Origin of the sequence: Massilia sp. UYP32, from assembly GCF_050434365.1 — a bacterium.
GTDB classification, from domain to species: Bacteria; Pseudomonadota; Gammaproteobacteria; order Burkholderiales; family Burkholderiaceae_D; genus Telluria; species Telluria timonae.
Window position 1 is genome coordinate 111116 of the sequence record NZ_JBNDIK010000010.1, and the last position, 16777, is coordinate 127892.

At 63.4% G+C, this 16777-nt stretch carries 19 protein-coding genes and 1 tRNA gene; 8 read left to right on the plus strand and 12 right to left on the minus strand.

Translation table 11 applies throughout. From position 1 onward, the window contains the following. Positions 1-2: 2 nt before the first annotated feature. The gene (locus tag ABIB42_RS09850) at positions 3-1253 is read right to left on the minus strand and encodes an ABC transporter substrate-binding protein (protein WP_429248276.1); all 1251 of its coding nucleotides are present in this window, start codon (positions 1251-1253) and stop codon (positions 3-5) included. Between the two features lie 261 nt (positions 1254-1514). Here ABIB42_RS09850 and ABIB42_RS09855 point away from each other — a divergent pair, with 261 nt between their 5' ends. Beyond that, a complete protein-coding gene (locus ABIB42_RS09855) occupies positions 1515-2714 on the plus strand; it encodes a cation:proton antiporter (protein ID WP_229409712.1) in 1200 nt (399 codons plus the stop codon). Positions 2715-2771: 57 nt separating this feature from the next. Here the strand turns inward: ABIB42_RS09855 and ABIB42_RS09860 are convergent. The 6 genes from ABIB42_RS09860 to petA form a co-directional block, all read right to left on the minus strand. Next, positions 2772-2847: transfer RNA gene (locus ABIB42_RS09860), tRNA-Thr, on the minus strand. 25 nt (positions 2848-2872) lie between these two features. Next, complete coding sequence (locus ABIB42_RS09865; RefSeq protein WP_071360827.1) at positions 2873-3373, minus strand: ClpXP protease specificity-enhancing factor; 501 nt, start codon at positions 3371-3373, stop codon at positions 2873-2875. 135 nt (positions 3374-3508) lie between these two features. Then, positions 3509-4120, minus strand: coding sequence for a glutathione S-transferase N-terminal domain-containing protein (locus ABIB42_RS09870; protein WP_005663771.1), 612 nt, complete (start codon positions 4118-4120; stop codon positions 3509-3511). 98 nt (positions 4121-4218) lie between these two features. Continuing rightward, the gene (locus ABIB42_RS09875) at positions 4219-4983 is read right to left on the minus strand and encodes a cytochrome c1 (RefSeq protein WP_219862043.1); all 765 of its coding nucleotides are present in this window, start codon (positions 4981-4983) and stop codon (positions 4219-4221) included. Positions 4984-5011: 28 nt separating this feature from the next. Further along, positions 5012-6424: a cytochrome b gene (locus ABIB42_RS09880; RefSeq protein ID WP_219862045.1), complete on the minus strand. Its 1413-nt coding sequence runs from the start codon at positions 6422-6424 to the stop codon at positions 5012-5014. A 2-nt stretch (positions 6425-6426) separates the two neighbouring features. Continuing rightward, on the minus strand, positions 6427-7041 hold the full coding sequence (petA, locus tag ABIB42_RS09885) for a ubiquinol-cytochrome c reductase iron-sulfur subunit (RefSeq protein WP_005663766.1): 615 nt from the start codon (positions 7039-7041) through the stop codon (positions 6427-6429). 222 nt (positions 7042-7263) lie between these two features. On the opposite strand from petA, the gene mscL reads away from it, so the two are divergent. Genes mscL through ABIB42_RS09905 form a run of 4 tightly spaced genes read left to right on the plus strand, consistent with a single transcriptional unit; the run spans position 7264 to position 9993 of the window. Then, complete coding sequence (mscL, locus tag ABIB42_RS09890) at positions 7264-7683, plus strand: large conductance mechanosensitive channel protein MscL (protein ID WP_005663765.1); 420 nt, start codon at positions 7264-7266, stop codon at positions 7681-7683. Positions 7684-7733: 50 nt separating this feature from the next. Next, positions 7734-8879: a Do family serine endopeptidase gene (locus ABIB42_RS09895; RefSeq protein WP_040775530.1), complete on the plus strand. Its 1146-nt coding sequence runs from the start codon at positions 7734-7736 to the stop codon at positions 8877-8879. Between the two features lie 26 nt (positions 8880-8905). Then, complete coding sequence (locus tag ABIB42_RS09900; protein ID WP_005663762.1) at positions 8906-9604, plus strand: DUF2461 domain-containing protein; 699 nt, start codon at positions 8906-8908, stop codon at positions 9602-9604. 11 nt (positions 9605-9615) lie between these two features. Then, positions 9616-9993 carry a cupin domain-containing protein gene (locus tag ABIB42_RS09905; protein WP_005663760.1) on the plus strand — a complete coding sequence of 126 codons (378 nt, stop codon included), beginning with the start codon at positions 9616-9618 and terminating at the stop codon, positions 9991-9993. Between the two features lie 46 nt (positions 9994-10039). Here ABIB42_RS09905 and ABIB42_RS09910 read toward each other — a convergent pair whose 3' ends face one another. The 5 genes from ABIB42_RS09910 to ABIB42_RS09930 all read right to left on the minus strand — a co-directional run bounded on the left by ABIB42_RS09910 (position 10040) and on the right by ABIB42_RS09930 (position 12969). Next, a complete protein-coding gene (locus tag ABIB42_RS09910; RefSeq protein ID WP_219862047.1) occupies positions 10040-11071 on the minus strand; it encodes an NAD(P)H-dependent glycerol-3-phosphate dehydrogenase in 1032 nt (343 codons plus the stop codon). An 18-nt stretch (positions 11072-11089) separates the two neighbouring features. Further along, a complete protein-coding gene (locus ABIB42_RS09915) occupies positions 11090-11545 on the minus strand; it encodes an SH3 domain-containing protein (protein WP_040774942.1) in 456 nt (151 codons plus the stop codon). A gap of 80 nt (positions 11546-11625) precedes the next feature. Then, a complete protein-coding gene (gene secB / locus ABIB42_RS09920) occupies positions 11626-12087 on the minus strand; it encodes a protein-export chaperone SecB (RefSeq protein ID WP_005663756.1) in 462 nt (153 codons plus the stop codon). A gap of 170 nt (positions 12088-12257) precedes the next feature. Further along, positions 12258-12521, minus strand: coding sequence for a glutaredoxin 3 (grxC, locus tag ABIB42_RS09925; RefSeq protein ID WP_005663754.1), 264 nt, complete (start codon positions 12519-12521; stop codon positions 12258-12260). 46 nt (positions 12522-12567) lie between these two features. Then, positions 12568-12969: a rhodanese-like domain-containing protein gene (locus tag ABIB42_RS09930; protein WP_005663752.1), complete on the minus strand. Its 402-nt coding sequence runs from the start codon at positions 12967-12969 to the stop codon at positions 12568-12570. Positions 12970-13060: 91 nt separating this feature from the next. Here ABIB42_RS09930 and gpmA point away from each other — a divergent pair, with 91 nt between their 5' ends. From gpmA to ABIB42_RS09945, 3 genes are read left to right on the plus strand one after another with little or no spacing between them, the layout of a single operon-like run. Then, positions 13061-13807, plus strand: coding sequence for a 2,3-diphosphoglycerate-dependent phosphoglycerate mutase (gpmA, locus tag ABIB42_RS09935; RefSeq protein WP_219862048.1), 747 nt, complete (start codon positions 13061-13063; stop codon positions 13805-13807). Between the two features lie 9 nt (positions 13808-13816). Then, complete coding sequence (locus ABIB42_RS09940; protein ID WP_229520545.1) at positions 13817-15280, plus strand: murein hydrolase activator EnvC family protein; 1464 nt, start codon at positions 13817-13819, stop codon at positions 15278-15280. A 17-nt stretch (positions 15281-15297) separates the two neighbouring features. Beyond that, on the plus strand, positions 15298-16770 hold the full coding sequence (locus tag ABIB42_RS09945; protein WP_429248277.1) for a S41 family peptidase: 1473 nt from the start codon (positions 15298-15300) through the stop codon (positions 16768-16770). The last annotated feature ends 7 nt before the right edge of the window (positions 16771-16777 follow it).

Here is a 16777-nt window from a genome sequence, read left to right on the forward strand (position 1 = left end):
CGTCAGTATTTGAGGGCGTTGGCGATGCTGCGCTGGACTTTATCCACCTTGATGTCCATGTTCCAGTAGGCGGTGAGGATGTCCTGCATGGCGCCGTTCTGGTCCGGGGTCAGGTAGACCTCGGTGACGCCCAGCTGGCGGCTGCGGTCCTTGACGATCTCGATGCCCTTTTGCGCGCACAGGTCGAGCTGCGACGCATCGGCATCAAGACGCACCGGGATCGAGCCTTTCAGCTTGCTGAAGGAGACTTGCAGCTCGGGCTGCGACACGACGTTGGCCAGCAGTTGTTGGGCCTTGATCGCCTCCATCTTGTTCGTGCGCGGGAAGACGAAGACGTCGCCCTGCATCAGGTAGGGCGTGTCGGGCTTGAGCCCGGGGATGCAGCCATAGTGCTGGCCGGGCAGCTGGCCGGCATTGGTGAACTCGCCCTTGGCCCAGTCGCCCATCACCTGGAAGCCGGCCTTACCGCTGATGAGCATCGCGGTGGCGTCGTTCCAGTTGCGGCCCGGCGAACCGGCATCGACATAGGACTTCATGCGCTTGAAGGTGAGCAGCACGTTGCGAAACTGCGGTGAGAGGATCGTGGCCTGGTCGCGATCGCGGATCACTTTCAGGTACAACTCTCGGCCGCCGATATTGACCAGCAGGGCGGAGAACAGCACGGTCTCTTGCCATGACTGGCCGCCGTGGGCCAGCGGCACCAGGCCGGCGGCCTTCAATTTATCCAGGGCGGCGAACAGCTCGTCGATGCTGGCCGGCTCCTTGTCGATGCCGGCCTTCTGGAAGGCGGCCTTCGAGTACCAGATCCAGGTCTGCATGTGGATGTTGAGCGGCACCGCGTAATAGTGGCCGTCGTGTTTGATCACGTCGATCAGCGGCTCGGGCAGGATGCGGTCCCAGTCCTGGGCCTTGGCGACCAGGTCGACGTTGTTGAGCATGTCCTGCTCGATGACGTCGGTGAACTGCTTGGAGGTGTTGAACTGGGCGGCGGTGGGCGGGTTGCCGCCGATGATGCGGTTGATGGTGACGGCGCGCGACTGGTCGCCGCCAGCGATGGCGCTGTCGATCCAGACGCCACCGGCGGCGCGGTAGGCCTGGGCGACCTGCATGACGGCGCTCGATTCGCCACCGGACGTCCACCAATGGATGACTTCCGCCTTGGGCGCGGCGGCGTTGGCCAGTGCGGTGCCTGGCGCGAAAGCAGCGGCGCACAGCCATGCGCAGGCTGCAGCCAGGTTGCGGGGTGTGACCATTTTGTCTCCATTGGTGCCGTTATTGTTTTGGTAAGTTTGGAAACGTTACCATCGGCTTGGCCCGACTATAGCACCGGGTTAATTCTCGGTCAAACTAATCTTGCATTATGTTATTTTGACACGAATCTTCAGAGAAACTTCACGTTGTAGATTGCTGCGTGCTGATATTTACGGGGATACTCGCGGGAGATCGTGTGGCTCGTCCTGGGGCGGGCGCCTTCACCATAATAATCAGCTTGAGACAGTCCGATGCACAGCGCAATGAGTACCACCGAAATCTTCCTGATCGCGATGTTGCTGATCTTTGCCGTGCCCTATCTGATCTGGCGACTCGGCAATACCGATTACTGGGCGCCGCTGGTCGTCGTGCAGATCATCACCGGCGTGTTGCTGGGGCCTGGCGTGCTGGGCAAGGCGTATCCGGAGTACTACAGCTTCGTGTTCAATCCGCAGGTCATCCAGACTCTCAACGGGATTGCCTGGTGGGCGGTCATGATCTTCGTCATGCTGGCGGGGATCGAGCTCGATCTCAGGAAGGCCTGGGAGCATCGGCGCGAGAGCAGTATTACTGCCGGGTTGGCGCTTGGGGTGCCGCTAGTGTTCGGTAGCGTCGTTGCGGTGGGCATGCTCGGCTATTCCGGATGGATCGGGGCTGAGGCGCAAAGCTGGCAGTTCGTGCTGGGTGTGGGCATGGCCTGTGCGGTGACGGCGTTGCCCATTCTGATCCTGCTGATGGAGAAGCTGGACATCCTGCGGCAGCCGCTGGGGCAGCGCATCTTGCGGTATGCCAGCCTGGACGATATCGCGATCTGGGGCGTGCTGGCGCTGATTCTGCTCGACTGGGAGCGGGTGGGGCGGCAGCTGGGATTCTTCCTGGTGTTTTTCGTGGCGACCAAGCTGTTCCGGCGCTTGATGGTGAGTATTCCTGAGCGGGATCGGTGGTTCGTGATGCTGGTATGGCTGATCGTGTGCGGGTTCGCTGCTGACTGGGCTGGGTTGCACTATATGGTGGGGGCGTTCCTGGCCGGCGCTGTCATGGATGCGGACTGGTTCGACCAGGAGAAACTCGATTTCCTGCGCCATAACGTATTGCTGGTATTGATGCCGGTCTTTTTCTTGAGCACCGGCTTGCGTACCAACTGGGCAGTGGGAGGGGCGGCAGTGTTCGTCGTGGCGGCCGTCCTGCTGGCGGCGTCGGTGTCGGGCAAGCTGGTGGGTGTGCGGATTGCCGGCCGCATTCTCGGGTGGAGCAAGGAAGAAGCCTCGATCATCGGCTGGCTGCTGCAGACCAAGGCGCTGATCATGATCATCTTTGCAAATATCCTGCTCGACAAGGGCGTCATTACCAGCGAGACGTTTACCGCGTTGCTGCTGATGGCGATTGGCAGCACGATGTTGACCGTGCCTATGGTATATCCGAAGCTGCGGCACCGCATGGCGCTGTCGCTCAAGGCGAGGTAGGCGGACCGCGAAAAACAAAAAGCCCAGTCTGGAGGACTGGGCTTTTTGCTGAATGACTGGTGCCGACTGCAGGACTCGAACCCGCCACCTGATGATTACAAATCAACTGCTCTACCTGATGAGCTAAGTCGGCATGACCTTAAGACAACGATTATACGCTATTTGATCCGCGTCAAGGTTGGCCGTCCACCCTTCTTCGGCGGCTCATCATCCCCGCCAGGCGTAGTCGTAGGCGCATCCGCCACCACCGGCGAATCCACACCCTTCGACGGCACCGCCGACAAGGCCGGCGCAGCCGGCGCACTCTCGACCGAAGCCCCCGACGACTGCGCATCACCCTCCGGCGCCGTGCCCACCTCAAACGCCATCCCCTGCCCATTCTCATTGGCATAAATCGCCAACACATTGTGCACAGGGATATAGATCTCCCGCGACACGCCATTGAAGCGCGCACGGAAGTGGATGGCGTCATTGTCCATCTTCAGCCCCGACGTCGCGCCGTAGCTGATGTTCAGGATGATCTCGCCTTTCCGGACATACTCCATCGGCACCGTCGTCGCCCCGTCGACCTTGACGGCGATATAGGGCGTGAAGCCACTGTCCGTGCACCACTCATAGATGGCGCGCAGCAGGTAGGGTTTGGTGGAAATTTCTGCCATGGTGGTGTTGTCTAGAAATACAGGCGTTTGCGCCAGTTTACCGGAATCGTCCGACGGACGTCCAAAAACCGGCGCGTGTGAAGCAATCAAGCTGGCAGGGGCGGAATGCGTAGGCATCCCACCCCAGACGCATCATCAACGACGCATCACTTTCTCGGACGGGGTCAGCGCCTCGATGTAGGCCGGACGCGAGAAGATACGCTCGGCATACTTCATCAGCGGCGCAGCGGTCTTCGACAGCTCGATGCCGTAGTGGTCCAGGCGCCAGAGCAGCGGGGCGATCGCCACGTCCAGCATCGAGAACTCGTCACCCAGCATGTACTTGTTCTTCAGGAACAGCGGAGCCAGCGTGGTCAGGCGATCGCGGATTTCCGCACGCGCCTTGTCGTGGTTCTTGTCGTTCGCCTTGTTGCGCTCGCTTTCCAGCGTGTGCACGTGGACGAACAGCTCTTTCTCGAAGTTGAACAGCATCAGGCGGGCACGGGCGCGCATCAGCGGGTCGGCCGGCATCAGCTGCGGGTGCGGGAAGCGCTCGTCGATGTACTCGTTGATGATGTTCGATTCGTACAGGATGAGTTCGCGCTCGACCAGGATCGGTACCTGGCCGTATGGGTTCATCGTCGAAATATCTTCCGGCTTGTTGAACAGGTCAACGTCGCGGACCTCGAAGTCCATGCCCTTTTCGAACAGGACGAGGCGGCAGCGTTGGGAGAACGGGCACGTGGTGCCGGAGTAGAGAACCATCATGGTTTATAGTTCCTTAAGAAACAAAGGGGTGTAGCGCAGAGCACTCACCCCAGAGAAATGATTGCCCGTATTATAGCCAACCGGGCAATGAAAGCGAATTACTTCACTTGTTTCCAGTACGATTCGTTCAAACGCCAGGTCAAAAACACGAACACGGACAGGAACAACAGCACGATCACACCCAGCTTTTTGCGGGTAGCCTGGGCCGGTTCGGCCATCCAGACCATGTACGCGACCAGGTCGGCGGTGGCGGCATCGAAGTCCTGCTGGCTCATGGTGCCCGGCGATACTTGCTCGAAGCCGGCGAACTTGTGCACCGTTTTGCCTGGCTCATGCGGATCGGCTTCCTCGGCGAACCTGGCGGTGCGAATTCCCTGCTGCTGCCACATCGCATGTGGCATCGCAACATTTGGCACCACCATATTGTTCCACCCGGTCGGGCGGGTTTCGTCCTGATAGAAGCTGCGCAGATAGGTGTACAGGTAGTCGGCGCCCGAGCCGGCCGGCGAGGCTTTGGCGCGCGCGATCACCGACAGATCCGGCGGCACCGCGCCGAACCAGGCCGCAGCATCTTTCGGGCGCATCGCCGTTGTCATCATGTCGCCGACCTTGTCGGCAGAAAACAACAGATTGTCACGAATCTGGTCTTCCGACAGGCCCAGGTCGCGCAGGCGGTTGTAACGCATCGAGGCCGCCGCATGGCAATTCAGGCAATAGTTGACGAAGATCTTGGCGCCGTTCTGCAGCGAGGCCATGTCATTGCGGTCCGGTGCGCGGTCCAGCGGGATGCCGCCCTCGGCGGCGAAAGCCAGTCCCGGCACCAGCGCCAGGACTGCAATCAGTTTCTTTGCAAACAATTTCATGTCGTGTCCTTGTGCTCTTGTCCGGTGATCAATGCGGGGTGAAGGTGACACGGGTCGGCACCGGCTTGAAGGTGCCCATCGTGCTCCACCACGGCATCAGGAGGAAGAACGCAAAGTAAGCCAGCGTGCACACTTGCGACAGGATGGTGAAGGCCGGGGTCGGCAGCTGGGTGCCAAGGTAGCCCAGCGTCACGAACACCAGCGCAAAGAGGGCATAGATCCAGCGGTGCCAGCTCGGACGGTAGCGCAGCGATTTCGCCGGCGAGTGGTCGAGCCACGGCAGGCCGGCGATGATCATCACCGACGAACCGAACAGCACCACGCCCCAGAATTTCGCGTCCAGCACCTGCGGCAGCATGCCGATGATCAGCAGCAGGCCGACCACGGCGATGATCGCCTTGGTGCGGAAGGCCAGGCGCGATTTCAGCCAGATGAAGGCCACGTACAGGGCGACGCTGATCATCAGCACGTACATGAAGTCGGCCGTGGTCGCGCGCAGCACCGAGTAGAACGGGGTGAAGTACCAGGTCGGCGCGATGTGCGGCGGCGTCTTCATCGAGTCGGCCGGCAGGAAGTTGTTGTACTCCAGGAAGTAGCCGCCCATCTCGGGTGCGAAGAACACGACTGCCGAGAACAGCAGCAGGAATACCGACACGCCGAACAGGTCCTTGGTGGTGTAGTAGGGGTGCGACGGAATGGCGTCCAGCGGATGGCCGTCCGGGCCCAGATGCTCCTTGACTTCGATGCCGTCCGGGTTGCTCGAGCCGACTTCGTGCAGCGCCGTCAGGTGGGCGGCCACCAGGCCCAGGATCACCAGCGGCAGCGCGATCACGTGGAAGGCGAAGAAGCGGTTCAGGGTGGCGTCGGAGACGACGTAGTCGCCGCGGATCCACAGCGACAGGTCTTCGCCGATCACGGGGATGGCGCCGAACAGGTTCACGATCACCTGGGCGCCCCAGTACGACATCTGCCCCCATGGCAGCAGGTAGCCGAAGAAGGCCTCGGCCATCAGGCACAGGAAGATGCCGAAGCCGAACAGCCAGACCAGCTCGCGCGGCTTGCGGTAAGAGCCGTACATCAGCCCGCGCGCCATGTGCAGGTAGACCACGATGAAGAAGGCCGAGGCGCCGGTCGAGTGCAGGTAGCGCACCAGCCAGCCCCACGGCACTTCGCGCATGATGTATTCGACCGAGCCGAAGGCCAGCGCGGCGTCCGGCTTGTAGTGCATCGTCAGGAAGATGCCGGTGACGATCTGCAGCACCAGCACCAGGGCCGACAGCGAACCGAACAGATACCAGACGTTGAAATTCTTGGGAGCGTAGTACTTGCCCCATTGATCGTTCCACAGTTTCGATGCCGGGAAGCGGTCGTCGACCCAGGCCAGGGCTTTCTGGGCCACCGGTGCGTCGGCGGGTAGCTTGGTCTCCTTGAATGCGCCCATTGTTATGCCTCGCCTTTCTCGTCTTTGCCGATCACCAGCTTGTTATCGGACAGATACATGTACGGGGGGACATCCATATTCGTCGGCGCCGGCTTGTTCTTGAACACGCGCGCAGACAGGTCGAAGGTCGAGCCGTGGCAGGGGCACAGGAAGCCGCCCGGCCAGTTGTCGGGCAGGTTCGGCTGCGGGCCGGCGGAAAGGCGCGAGGAGGGCGAGCAGCCCAGGTGGGAGCAGATGCCGACAGTGACCAGCACTTCCTTGTGCTCGGCGCGCGAGCGGAACGGGTTCTTGGCGTATTCCGGCATCGGCAGCTGGAACACATTATCGGAGGCGGGATCGGCCAGTTCGCCCTGGTCCTTCTCGAGCGTGGCCATCATTGCGGGGGTGCGGCGCAGGATCCAGACCGGTTTGCCGCGCCATTCGACGACTTTCATTTCACCCGGAGCGACGTCGGAGATATCGACTTCAACCGGGGCTCCCGCCGCTTTTGCGCGTTCGGAAGGCTGGAAGGTGCTGACCAGGGCTCCCGCCGTGGACACGCCGACTACGCCGCCAGCCGCGCATGTCGCGACCAGCAATCCGCGTCGGCCCGGATCGACCTGCTTTTCATTACTCATACCAACCCCACTCCGTGAATATACGAATTTTAAGAATTAATAGCGAGCTTCCAGCATCCAAAATTATATGTGAACGGCAATACCTGAGGGAAAAAAATTGTCTGGGCTACACGCTTTAGCAGAATGGTCTTTTGTGCTCCTGCAGCATTCGGCCGAAAGACAGCCTCCGGAGCGTTCGGGTATCATGCAATTGCTTGTATCAATAACAATGGGAGAAGTCCAATGGCGATGCTGGAAGAGTTCAAGAAGTTTGCGATGCGCGGCAATGTCATCGACCTTGCCGTCGGCGTGATCATCGGCGGCGCGTTTGCGCGCATCACCGATTCGCTGGTCAAGGACGTGGTCATGCCGCCGATCGGCGCGGTCCTCGGTGGCCTCGACTTCGCCAACTATTATATTCCTCTCAATAACCAGGGCTATCACCTCCCCTTGGCAGAAGCGCAAAAGGCCGGTGCTGTATTGGCGTACGGTAATTTCCTGACCATTTTGCTGAACTTTATCCTGCTGGCCTTCATCATCTTCCAGATGGTGCGTGTGATTAACCGCCTGCGCGGCCCGGCCGAAGAGGCCAAACCTGCTGCTCCAGTGACGCCGGAAGACATCGTCCTGCTGCGCGAAATCCGGGATTCCCTTAAAAAGTGAAAGACGATCTGGTCCACGACATCCGGCGTCCGCAGCCCAAGCGGCCGCTTTTGCGACGCCTTTGGCTGCTGTTCGCGCAAGCGGTGACGATTGCGCTGGCGGCCTGGTTCGTGGTGGCCGCCATGCGGCCCGAATGGCTCGACAGGCCAGACACGGTCGCGGTCGGCACGCCGGGCAATCCGGTGCCGATGCTGCAGGCGCCGCCGCGGGCGGCGGGCGGCAGCTTCCGCAATGCCGCGGCCAAGGCGATGCCGGCCGTGGTCAATATTTACACGAGCAAGGCGTCGCGCCAGTCGCATCCACTGCTGCGCGACCCGTTCTTCCGCCGCTTCTTCGGCGACCGCGCGCCGCCCGACGAGCAACTGGCCAGCCTCGGCTCCGGCGTCATCGTCAGCAGCGACGGTTATATCCTGACCAATTTCCACGTGATCGACGGCGCCGACGCGATCGAAGTCGGCCTGGCCGATGGCCGCAAGGCCGCGGCGCGCCTGGTCGGCACCGATCCCGAGACCGACCTGGCCGTGATCCGCGTGAGCGAGCGCAACCTGCCGGTGATGGTGCTGGGCGATCCCGAGCAGGCGCGCGTGGGCGACGTGGTGTTGGCGATCGGTAACCCGTTCGGCGTCGGCCAGACTGTCACCCTGGGCATCATCTCGGCCCTGGGCCGCAACAACCTGCACATCAATCACTTCGAGAATTTCATCCAGACCGATGCCGCGATCAATTTCGGCAACTCGGGCGGGGCCCTGGTCGATACCGAAGGCAATTTGCTGGGCATTAACGCGGCAATCTATTCGCAGACTGGCGGCTCGGTCGGGATCGGCTTCGCGATTCCCGTGTCGACCGCCAAGACCGTGCTCGATTCGATCGTCAAGCACGGCAGCGTGGTGCGCGGCTGGATCGGCATCGAATCGCAGGACATCACGCCCGAGCTGGCCGACAGTTTTGGCCTGGCCAAGCGCAGCGGCGCCATCATCGCCGGCGTGGTGCGCGGCGGGCCGGCCGACCGCGCCGGCATCGTGCCGGGCGATATCCTGGTGGCCGTGGCCGGCGAGCCGATCGCGGACACCAGCGAGATGCTGAACCTGATCGCCCAGCTCGAGCCCGGCGCCAAGACGCAAATGACGATCCTGCGCAAGCGGCGCGAAGCCACGGTCGACGTGACGGTGGGCCGCCGGCCGCGCCAGGCGCCCTGAACTTTTCTTTCGACACCTGAACCACCATGCATCTGCGCGACCTGACGCAATTTCTCAGCGAACTGAGCGAAAACAATAACCGGCCCTGGTTTCTTTGGAATAAACCGCGCTACGACATCCTGCGCACCGAATTCGAAGAAACGGTCACGGAACTGATCAAGGCCCTGACGAAGTTCGACAAGCAGGTGGCGGCCTGCAATCCCAAGAAGGCGATGTTCCGGATCCACCGCGACACCCGCTTTTCGAAGGACAAGACGCCGTATAAAACCCGCTTCTCGGCCGGCATCACCCCGCACGACAAGCGCCGCCCGAGCGCGGGCGGCGGCTCGACCTATTATTTTCAACTCGAGCGCGACGGCACCCTGGGCTTCGGCGTGGGAGAGTACCTGCCGCCGCCGGCGCGCCTGAAGGCGATCCGCGAGCACGTGGTCAACGATGCGACGGGTTTCGCCAAAGTATTGAAGAATAAGAATCTTCGCGCCACCTATAACGACATGCTGGAAGAGGACAAGTTGCAGCGTCCACCCAAGGGCTTCGATCCCGATCATCCGCATGTCGATTACCTGAAACTGAAAAGCTTCTTCGTGTGGACCGAGGTGAAACTGGACCTGAATGCACCGGATCAACTGGTGCCGCGGTTGGCGCAAGGATTCCAGGACGCCTATGCGCTGGTCAGCTGGCTGCGCAGCGTGCCGGAACCGCAAGAGGAAGCGACAAGCACATAGAGGAGGGCGACATGGCCTTGCATCACGCAGTATCCGGCGAAAAGATTGCTTTGCAACGCGGCGACGACGACATCGCCCATTTCACCTCGGTGGCCCTGGTCAAGACCGAGCACATGGAACTGATCCGACTGGTGTTGCCGGTCGAACGGCCGATTCCCGAGCACCGGGTCGATGGCGAAGTGACCATCGTCTGCCTGGAGGGCGAGATCGCGATCGACGCCCACGACAAGACGACCACCCTGCAGCCGAACGAGATGGTTTATCTGGCGGGCAGCGTGCCGCACACGGTGCGCGCGCTGAAGGATGCGGTGGCCTTGATGACCATCCTGATGGGGCCGGAACGTTCGGGCGGCCCGAGCGACGACCCGAGCGGGGCGCCGCCGAAGTGAGGTACCGCGTGGACGGCAAAGCCGTCCACCACGGCTGCAATACCAATTACGCCAGCTCCACCCGCGGATCCCGCGCCAGCAACTGCGCCGCCATCTGCGCCGCATCCACGCCGTCGAACAGCACGCTGGCCACCGCCTCGGTGATCGGCATGTCGACCCCCATCCGGCGCGCCAGTTCGCGCACCGCCTTGGCGCAGGGCACGCCTTCGGCCACATGGCCCAGTTCCGCCACGATCGTGTCCAGCGCCTTGCCTTCGGCCAGCGCCAGGCCGACCCGCCGGTTGCGCGACAGGTCGCCGGTGCAGGTCAGGATCAGGTCGCCCATCCCCGACAGGCCCATGAAGGTGCCCGGCTGGGCGCCGAGCGCCAGCCCCAGGCGGGTGATCTCGGCCAGGCCGCGCGTGATCAGCGCCGCGCGCGCGTTCAGGCCCAGTCCCAGGCCGTCGGCGGCGCCGGTGGCGATCGCCATCACGTTCTTGACCGCGCCGCCCACTTCCACGCCGATCAGGTCGTCGTGCGAATAGACGCGCAGGTTGTCGCCATGGGCCGCGGCCACCACGCGTTCGCGCAGCTCGGCCGAGCTCGATGCCACGGTCAGCGCGCACGGCAGGCCGCGCGCGACTTCTTGCGCGAACGAAGGGCCGGACAGCGCCGCGCCCGGGACGCTGTCGCCCAGCACCTGCGCCACCACCTGGTGCGGCAGCAGGCCGGTGCCGGCTTCGAAGCCCTTGCACAGCCAGACGACGTTCGGGATCGGGCGGCCACGCAATTGCTCCAGCAGCGGACGCAGGCCGGCCACCGGGCAGGCCAGGATCAGCAGCGGCGCGTCTTGCGCGGCGCCGGGCGCCACGTGGGCAAGCGCCGCCTCGAAGTCGGCGCTCACGCGCAACGCTGACGGCAGCGGGTGGCCCGGCAAATAGGCCAGGTTGTCGCGCGCCGCGTCGGTATCCGCCATTTGTTGCGGATTGCGGCCCCACAGCAGCACGTCGTGGCGTGCGGCCAGCGCGATGGCGACGGCGGTGCCCCAGGCGCCGGCGCCGAGGACGGTGATCTTGGTAGTGGGTTTGTTCTGTTGCATGGAACTCCTGGAGTGGATTTACAGGCCCCAGATGTCCGAGACCTTGATATAGCCAATGACGCCGTCGCGATGGCGCACGCGCGCCCAGACAATGGCATGGGGATCGACCAGTTCAAGTAAAACGCCCTTGTCGGCCGTCATCAGGACCGCCGAGGTTGCGTCCGGGCCGGAATGGACCCGGCCGCCGGGCGTGCGTACCAGCACATTGCGTTGCGCGCTCAGCGACCTGGCTGGGGTCCAGGCCACGTCGCCGTTCATGTCGCGCACCTTGACCCAGTCGCCATAGGCGATCATGACCTGGAGCGGCATGCCGGGCGGCGCCAGATAGAGTTTGTTGCCCTTGGCCGATGGCGTTCCGTACAGGATCGCCGGGGCGGCGCCGACCGTCTTGAAATCGAAGGCGTGAGCACTCGGCGCGGCCAGCACTGTCATCGCCAACAGTGGAGCAGCTGCAAGTGGTCGGGGAAAGCGCATGGCGGGCCTGGATTGTGGGTGAACCGCGACGCCGGAAGGCTGGCGCGGACGCGGCCTTGGCCGCATCCGCGAGATGATGCTTAGTTTGCCGGTGCGGCGGCAGCTGCTTCGGCCATGGCCGCGGCGCGCTGCTGGTAGAACGCTTCGAAGTTGATCTCGGCCAGGTGCACTGGCGGGAAACCGGCGCGGCTGATCACGTCGGCGATGTTCGCGCGCAGGTATGGGTAGATGATGTTCGGGCAGCCGATGCCCAGCAGCGGATCCATCTGCTCTGCAGGGATGTTGCGGGCTTCGAAGATGCCAGCCTGCTTGCCTTCCACCAGGAACGCGACCTTGTCCTTGACCTTGGCGGTGACGGTGATCGTCACGGTCGACTCGTAGATGCCTTCGGCGATGCTTTCGGCGCCGACGTCGAGCGACACTTCGATTGCCGGCGCTTCCTGTTCCAGGAAGATCGATGGCGAATTCGGTTGCTCCAGCGACATGTCTTTCAGGTAGACGCGTTGGATTTGGAATACTGGTTGCAGGTTTTCGTCAGACATGGAACGCTTTCTAATAATAGTGGGGAGCAGGAGGCTACTCCGGGTGCTTTGGTCGAGCGCGGCTATGGGGCCGGGCCCGACTTCGGGTCAAACGCGACGACAATTGTAGCAAAACCAACTTGGAAGCAATAGCGGCTTTGCCGTCCGCCGCCGCGTTCAGCCCAATTAGCTTACTCGCCCTTGAGCATCGGGTCCAGGCGTCCGGCCTGGTCCAGCGCATACAAATCGTCGAAACCGCCGACGTGGGTGTCGCCAACGTAGATCTGTGGAACGGTGCGGCGGCCGGTGCGCTGCATCATGATCTGGCGCTGTTCCGGGTCGAGGTCGACGCGGATGCGTTCGATGTCATGCACGCCCTTGGCTTCGAGCAGGCGCTCGGCGCGCACGCAATAGGGGCAGGCTGCGGTGTGGTAGAGAACGACGTGGGCTGTCATGCTGAATCCTTTCATGTCTGCCGGCCCGGAACAGGGGCCGGCGGGTTTACTTGGTGACCGGCAGGCCTGCAGCCGTCCAGGCCGCCAGACCGCCTTCCAGGCTGTGGACGTCTTCGAAGCCGGCCGCCTGCAACTGGCGCGCGGCCTTGTCGCCACGGGCGCCGCTCTGGCACACCACCACGACGGTACGGTTCTTCGACTTGTCCAGTTCGCCGATGCGATTGCCCAAGTCTGCCAGCGGGATGTGTTTCGCGTCGCGCAGGTGGCCTGCCGCGAATTCTTCCGCGCTGCGTACGTCGACCACGGTGGTCTTGCCGCGGTTGATCATCTGCGTCACCTGCAGCGGCGTCGCGCGTTTTCCGCGCGGCGTCAGTGCCGGCCACAGCAGGGCGACACCCGAAATCACGGCGATCGCAACAACGAAGATATTATCGAGTAAGAAATTCACAAGGGTTCCGATTGGTTGAACTGAATCGGGGCATTATAAAATAGATGCCGGACCGGACTTCAACCAGAATTTTTTCGAGAAGAAGAGACTAATGTACAAGATCGTATTCATGCGCCATGGCGAATCCACCTGGAACCTGGAAAACCGTTTCACCGGCTGGACCGACGTCGACCTGACCGAAAAAGGCGTGGCCGAGGCGAAAACCGCCGGCCGCGTGCTCAAGGAAGCCGGCTTCACCTTCGACGTGGCCTATACCTCGGTGCTCAAGCGCGCCATCCGCACCCTGTGGCTGGCGATGGACGAGATGGACATGATGTACCTTCCCGTCAAGAACGACTGGCGCCTGAACGAGCGCCACTACGGCGCCCTCCAGGGCCTCGATAAAGCCGAGACCGCCGCCAAGTTCGGCGACGAGCAGGTGCTGGTCTGGCGTCGCAGCTACGACACCCCGCCGCCGGCGCTCGAGAAGGACGACGAGCGCACCTCGTTCGGCGACCCGCGCTATGCAGCGCTCACCGACGAGCAGATCCCGCTGACCGAATGCCTGAAGGACACCGTGGCGCGCGTGATGCCGGCCTGGAACGACGAAATCGCCCCCGCCATCCGCGCCGGCAAGAAAATCCTGATCTCGGCCCACGGCAACAGCCTGCGCGCCATCATCAAGATGCTGGACAATATCAGCGACGCCGACATCGTCGGCCTGAACATCCCCAACGGCCAGCCGCTGGTGTATGAGCTGGACGCCGACCTGAAGCCGATCAAGCACTACTACCTGGGCGACCAGGAAGCGATCGCCGCCGCCATGGCGGCCGTGGCCAACCAAGGGAAGGCAAAGTAAGTCTTGCATTTGCCATTCACGAAGGGAGCCGGTAGCGTACTCCTGGGTACGCTGCTGGCGGTCGCGCTGTCCGGCGCGTTCGCAACGGATGCATGGGCCCAGCGCCAGACCGAGCGCAGCCGCCAGAAGGCGGCGGCCGAGAAGCAGCGCGCCGGCATCCAGCAACAACTGCAGGCGATCAAGCGCGACATCAGCCAGACCGAAAGCGCCAAGGAAGACGCGGCCGACACGCTGGCCGAGTCCGAGGCCGCCATTTCCAACGCCAACCGGGCGCTGCGCGACCTGCAGGAAGAGCAGGGCGCCACCAACACGCGCCTGCAAGACCTGGCCGCGCAGCAGGAACAGCTGAACCAGACCATCGCCGCCCAGCAAAAGCAGCTGGCCAGGCTGCTGCGCGAACACTATGTGGCTGGCAACGAAGACCGGATCAAGCTGCTGCTGTCCGGCGACAACCCGAACCGCATCAGCCGCGACTTGCAGCTGATGGCCTATGTTTCGCAGGCCCAGGCGCGCCTGCTGGATTCGCTGCGCGGCAACCTGGCGCAAGTCGAGGCCAACCGCGACAAGGTCGAGAATGCCAAGCAAGAGCTGGAAGAAATCGCCCAGGAACAGCTCGACCAGAAGGCGCTGCTGGAAAAAGAAAAGGCCAAGCGCGCCGCGCTGCTCAACAACCTGTCGACCCGCCTGGCCGACCAGCGCAAGCAGGCCGACCGCCTGGAGCGCGACGAAGAACGCATGTCGGGGCTGGTCACCCGCCTCGAGCGCCTGATCCGCGAGCAGGAAGAAGCCGAGCGCAAGCGCCAGGCCGCCCTGGCGGCGAAACGCGCCAAGGCCAAGGCCGCCGCGGAAGCGCGAGCCAGGGCGCTGGCGGCGGCGCGCGCCAAGGCGGCGGCCGAGAAGGCCGAGCGCGACCGCGAACGCGAGCGCATCGCGCGCGAAAACGCCAAGCCGGGCGCCAAGCCGAAGCCGATGCCCGAACCGATCAAGGAAGCGCCGATCGTGGCCGAGGAGCCGGTCGAGGAAGACACCCGGTCGAACGAACCGGCGCCGCCGATGCTGGGGCCGGCCGCGCCGAGCGGCTCGTTCGCGTCGCTCAAGGGCCGCATGGCCAGCCCGGTCAACGGCAGCGTCGTGGCCCGCTTCGGTGGACGCCGCGGCGACGGCCCGACCTGGAAGGGCAATTTCATCAAGGCCGCGGAAGGCGCCGAGGTGCGCGCCGTGGCCCCGGGTCGGGTGGTGCACGCCGACTGGATGCGCGGCTTCGGCAACCTGATCATCGTCGACCACGGCGACGGTTACCTGTCGATCTACGGCAATAACCAGTCGCTGCTCAAGCGTCCCGGCGACAGCGTGCGCGCCGGCGAGGCGGTGGCCAGTGCCGGCAATACCGGTGGCAACGAGGAATCGGGGCTATACTTTGAGCTCAGGCATCGCGGCAAGGCCATCGACCCGGCGGGCTGGGTCCGGTTCTAGGTACAACAAGGGTCAACATGGGCATGAAAGCAAAGCATTTCGGGCTGGTCGGCGTGGGCGTCCTGGTCGGCGTGGCGGCATCGTTCCAGCTGTCGGCCCATGCGCAAAAGGCCGGCGCGCCCTTGCCGCTCGACGAGCTGCGCCAGCTGGCCGACGTGTATGGCCTGATCAAGACCGACTACGTCGAGCCGGTGGAAGATAAAAAGCTGCTGTCGGAAGCGATCGGCGGCATGGTCGCCTCGCTCGATCCGCATTCGGTCTACCTCGATCCCAAGGCCTTCCGCGACATGCGCGAAGCGGTGCAGGGCAAGTTCGTGGGCGTCGGCGTCGAGATCTCGAACGAGGACGGCTACATCAAGGTGGTGTCGCCGATCGAGGATACGCCTGCCTTCAAGGCCGGCATCAAGCCGGGCGACCTGATCACCCGCATCGACAACGTCCCCGTGCGCAATATGTCGTCCGACGAGGCGATCAAGCGCATGCGCGGCAAGGTCGGCAGCAAGGTCACGCTCACCATTGCCCGTCCCGGCGAAGACAAGCCCTGGGTGGTGCCGATCGCGCGCCAGGAAATCAAGGTGGTCAGCGTCAAGGCCAAGATGGTCGAGCCCGGCTATGCCTGGCTGCGCATCAGCCAGTTCCAGGAAAACACCCTGGACGAGCTGGCCAAGAAAACCAAGGAACTGTACGCCGAACAACCCGACATCAAGGGCCTGGTGCTCGACCTGCGCAACGACCCGGGCGGCCTGCTGCCGGGCGCGATCGGCGTCTCGGCCGCCTTCCTGCCGCAGCCGGACCAGGTGATCGTGTCCACCAAGGGCCAGGTGGCGGACTCGAACCAGGAATTCTATGGCCGGCGCGAGTTCTATGCCCAGCGCGGCGACCCGCTGGCGGGCTTGCCGGCCGGCCTCAAATCGGTGCCGATGGTGGTGCTGGTCAATGGCGGCTCGGCATCGGCTTCCGAAATCGTGGCCGGCGCGCTGCAGGATTACCAGCGCGCGATCGTGATGGGTAGCCGCACCTTCGGCAAGGGCTCGGTGCAGACCTTGCGGCAACTGTCGGAAGATACCGCGATCAAGCTGACCACGGCGCGCTACTACACGCCGAAAGGGCGGCCGATCCAGGCCACCGGCATCGAACCCGATATGCGGGTCGACGAGAGTGCCGAGGGCGACCTGCTGAACGCCCTGCGCGTGCGCGAAGCGGACCTGCAGCGCCACCTGGCGGCCGAAGGCGAGAAGAAAGAAGCGGCGTCCAGGGACCAGAACCCCAGCCTGGCGCAGCAGCAGCGCGCGCTGGCGCTGCTGAAGGACCGCAAGCCGATCGAGTTCGGCGGCCAGGACGATTTCCAGCTGGCGCAGGCGATCAAGCACTTCAAGGGCTTGCCGGTGCAACTGGCCAGGGGCGTGCCCGACGAAGACAAACCCGCGCCGGCGCCGTTGCCGGGGGCGGAGCATAAATTGCCCGAATTGAAGGCACCGCCGAAGAAATGATGTCGGG

Excerpts from the sequence above, each read along its gene's own strand:
- petA (WP_005663766.1), bottom strand. The coding sequence starts at position 7,041 with ATGAGTAATGAAAAGCAGGTCGATCCGGGCCGACGCGGATTGCTGGTC.
- ABIB42_RS09850 (WP_429248276.1), bottom strand. The coding sequence starts at position 1,253 with ATGGTCACACCCCGCAACCTGGCTGCAGCCTGCGCATGGCTGTGCGCC.
- gpmA (WP_219862048.1), top strand. The coding sequence starts at position 13,061 with ATGTACAAGATCGTATTCATGCGCCATGGCGAATCCACCTGGAACCTG.
- ABIB42_RS09880 (WP_219862045.1), bottom strand. The coding sequence starts at position 6,424 with ATGGGCGCATTCAAGGAGACCAAGCTACCCGCCGACGCACCGGTGGCC.
- ABIB42_RS09910 (WP_219862047.1), bottom strand. The coding sequence starts at position 11,071 with ATGCAACAGAACAAACCCACTACCAAGATCACCGTCCTCGGCGCCGGC.
- ABIB42_RS09915 (WP_040774942.1), bottom strand. The coding sequence starts at position 11,545 with ATGCGCTTTCCCCGACCACTTGCAGCTGCTCCACTGTTGGCGATGACA.
- ABIB42_RS09900 (WP_005663762.1), top strand. The coding sequence starts at position 8,906 with ATGCATCTGCGCGACCTGACGCAATTTCTCAGCGAACTGAGCGAAAAC.
- secB (WP_005663756.1), bottom strand. The coding sequence starts at position 12,087 with ATGTCTGACGAAAACCTGCAACCAGTATTCCAAATCCAACGCGTCTAC.
- ABIB42_RS09945 (WP_429248277.1), top strand. The coding sequence starts at position 15,298 with ATGGGCATGAAAGCAAAGCATTTCGGGCTGGTCGGCGTGGGCGTCCTG.
- mscL (WP_005663765.1), top strand. The coding sequence starts at position 7,264 with ATGGCGATGCTGGAAGAGTTCAAGAAGTTTGCGATGCGCGGCAATGTC.
- ABIB42_RS09905 (WP_005663760.1), top strand. The coding sequence starts at position 9,616 with ATGGCCTTGCATCACGCAGTATCCGGCGAAAAGATTGCTTTGCAACGC.
- ABIB42_RS09865 (WP_071360827.1), bottom strand. The coding sequence starts at position 3,373 with ATGGCAGAAATTTCCACCAAACCCTACCTGCTGCGCGCCATCTATGAG.
- grxC (WP_005663754.1), bottom strand. The coding sequence starts at position 12,521 with ATGACAGCCCACGTCGTTCTCTACCACACCGCAGCCTGCCCCTATTGC.
- ABIB42_RS09855 (WP_229409712.1), top strand. The coding sequence starts at position 1,515 with ATGAGTACCACCGAAATCTTCCTGATCGCGATGTTGCTGATCTTTGCC.
- ABIB42_RS09875 (WP_219862043.1), bottom strand. The coding sequence starts at position 4,983 with ATGAAATTGTTTGCAAAGAAACTGATTGCAGTCCTGGCGCTGGTGCCG.
- ABIB42_RS09870 (WP_005663771.1), bottom strand. The coding sequence starts at position 4,120 with ATGATGGTTCTCTACTCCGGCACCACGTGCCCGTTCTCCCAACGCTGC.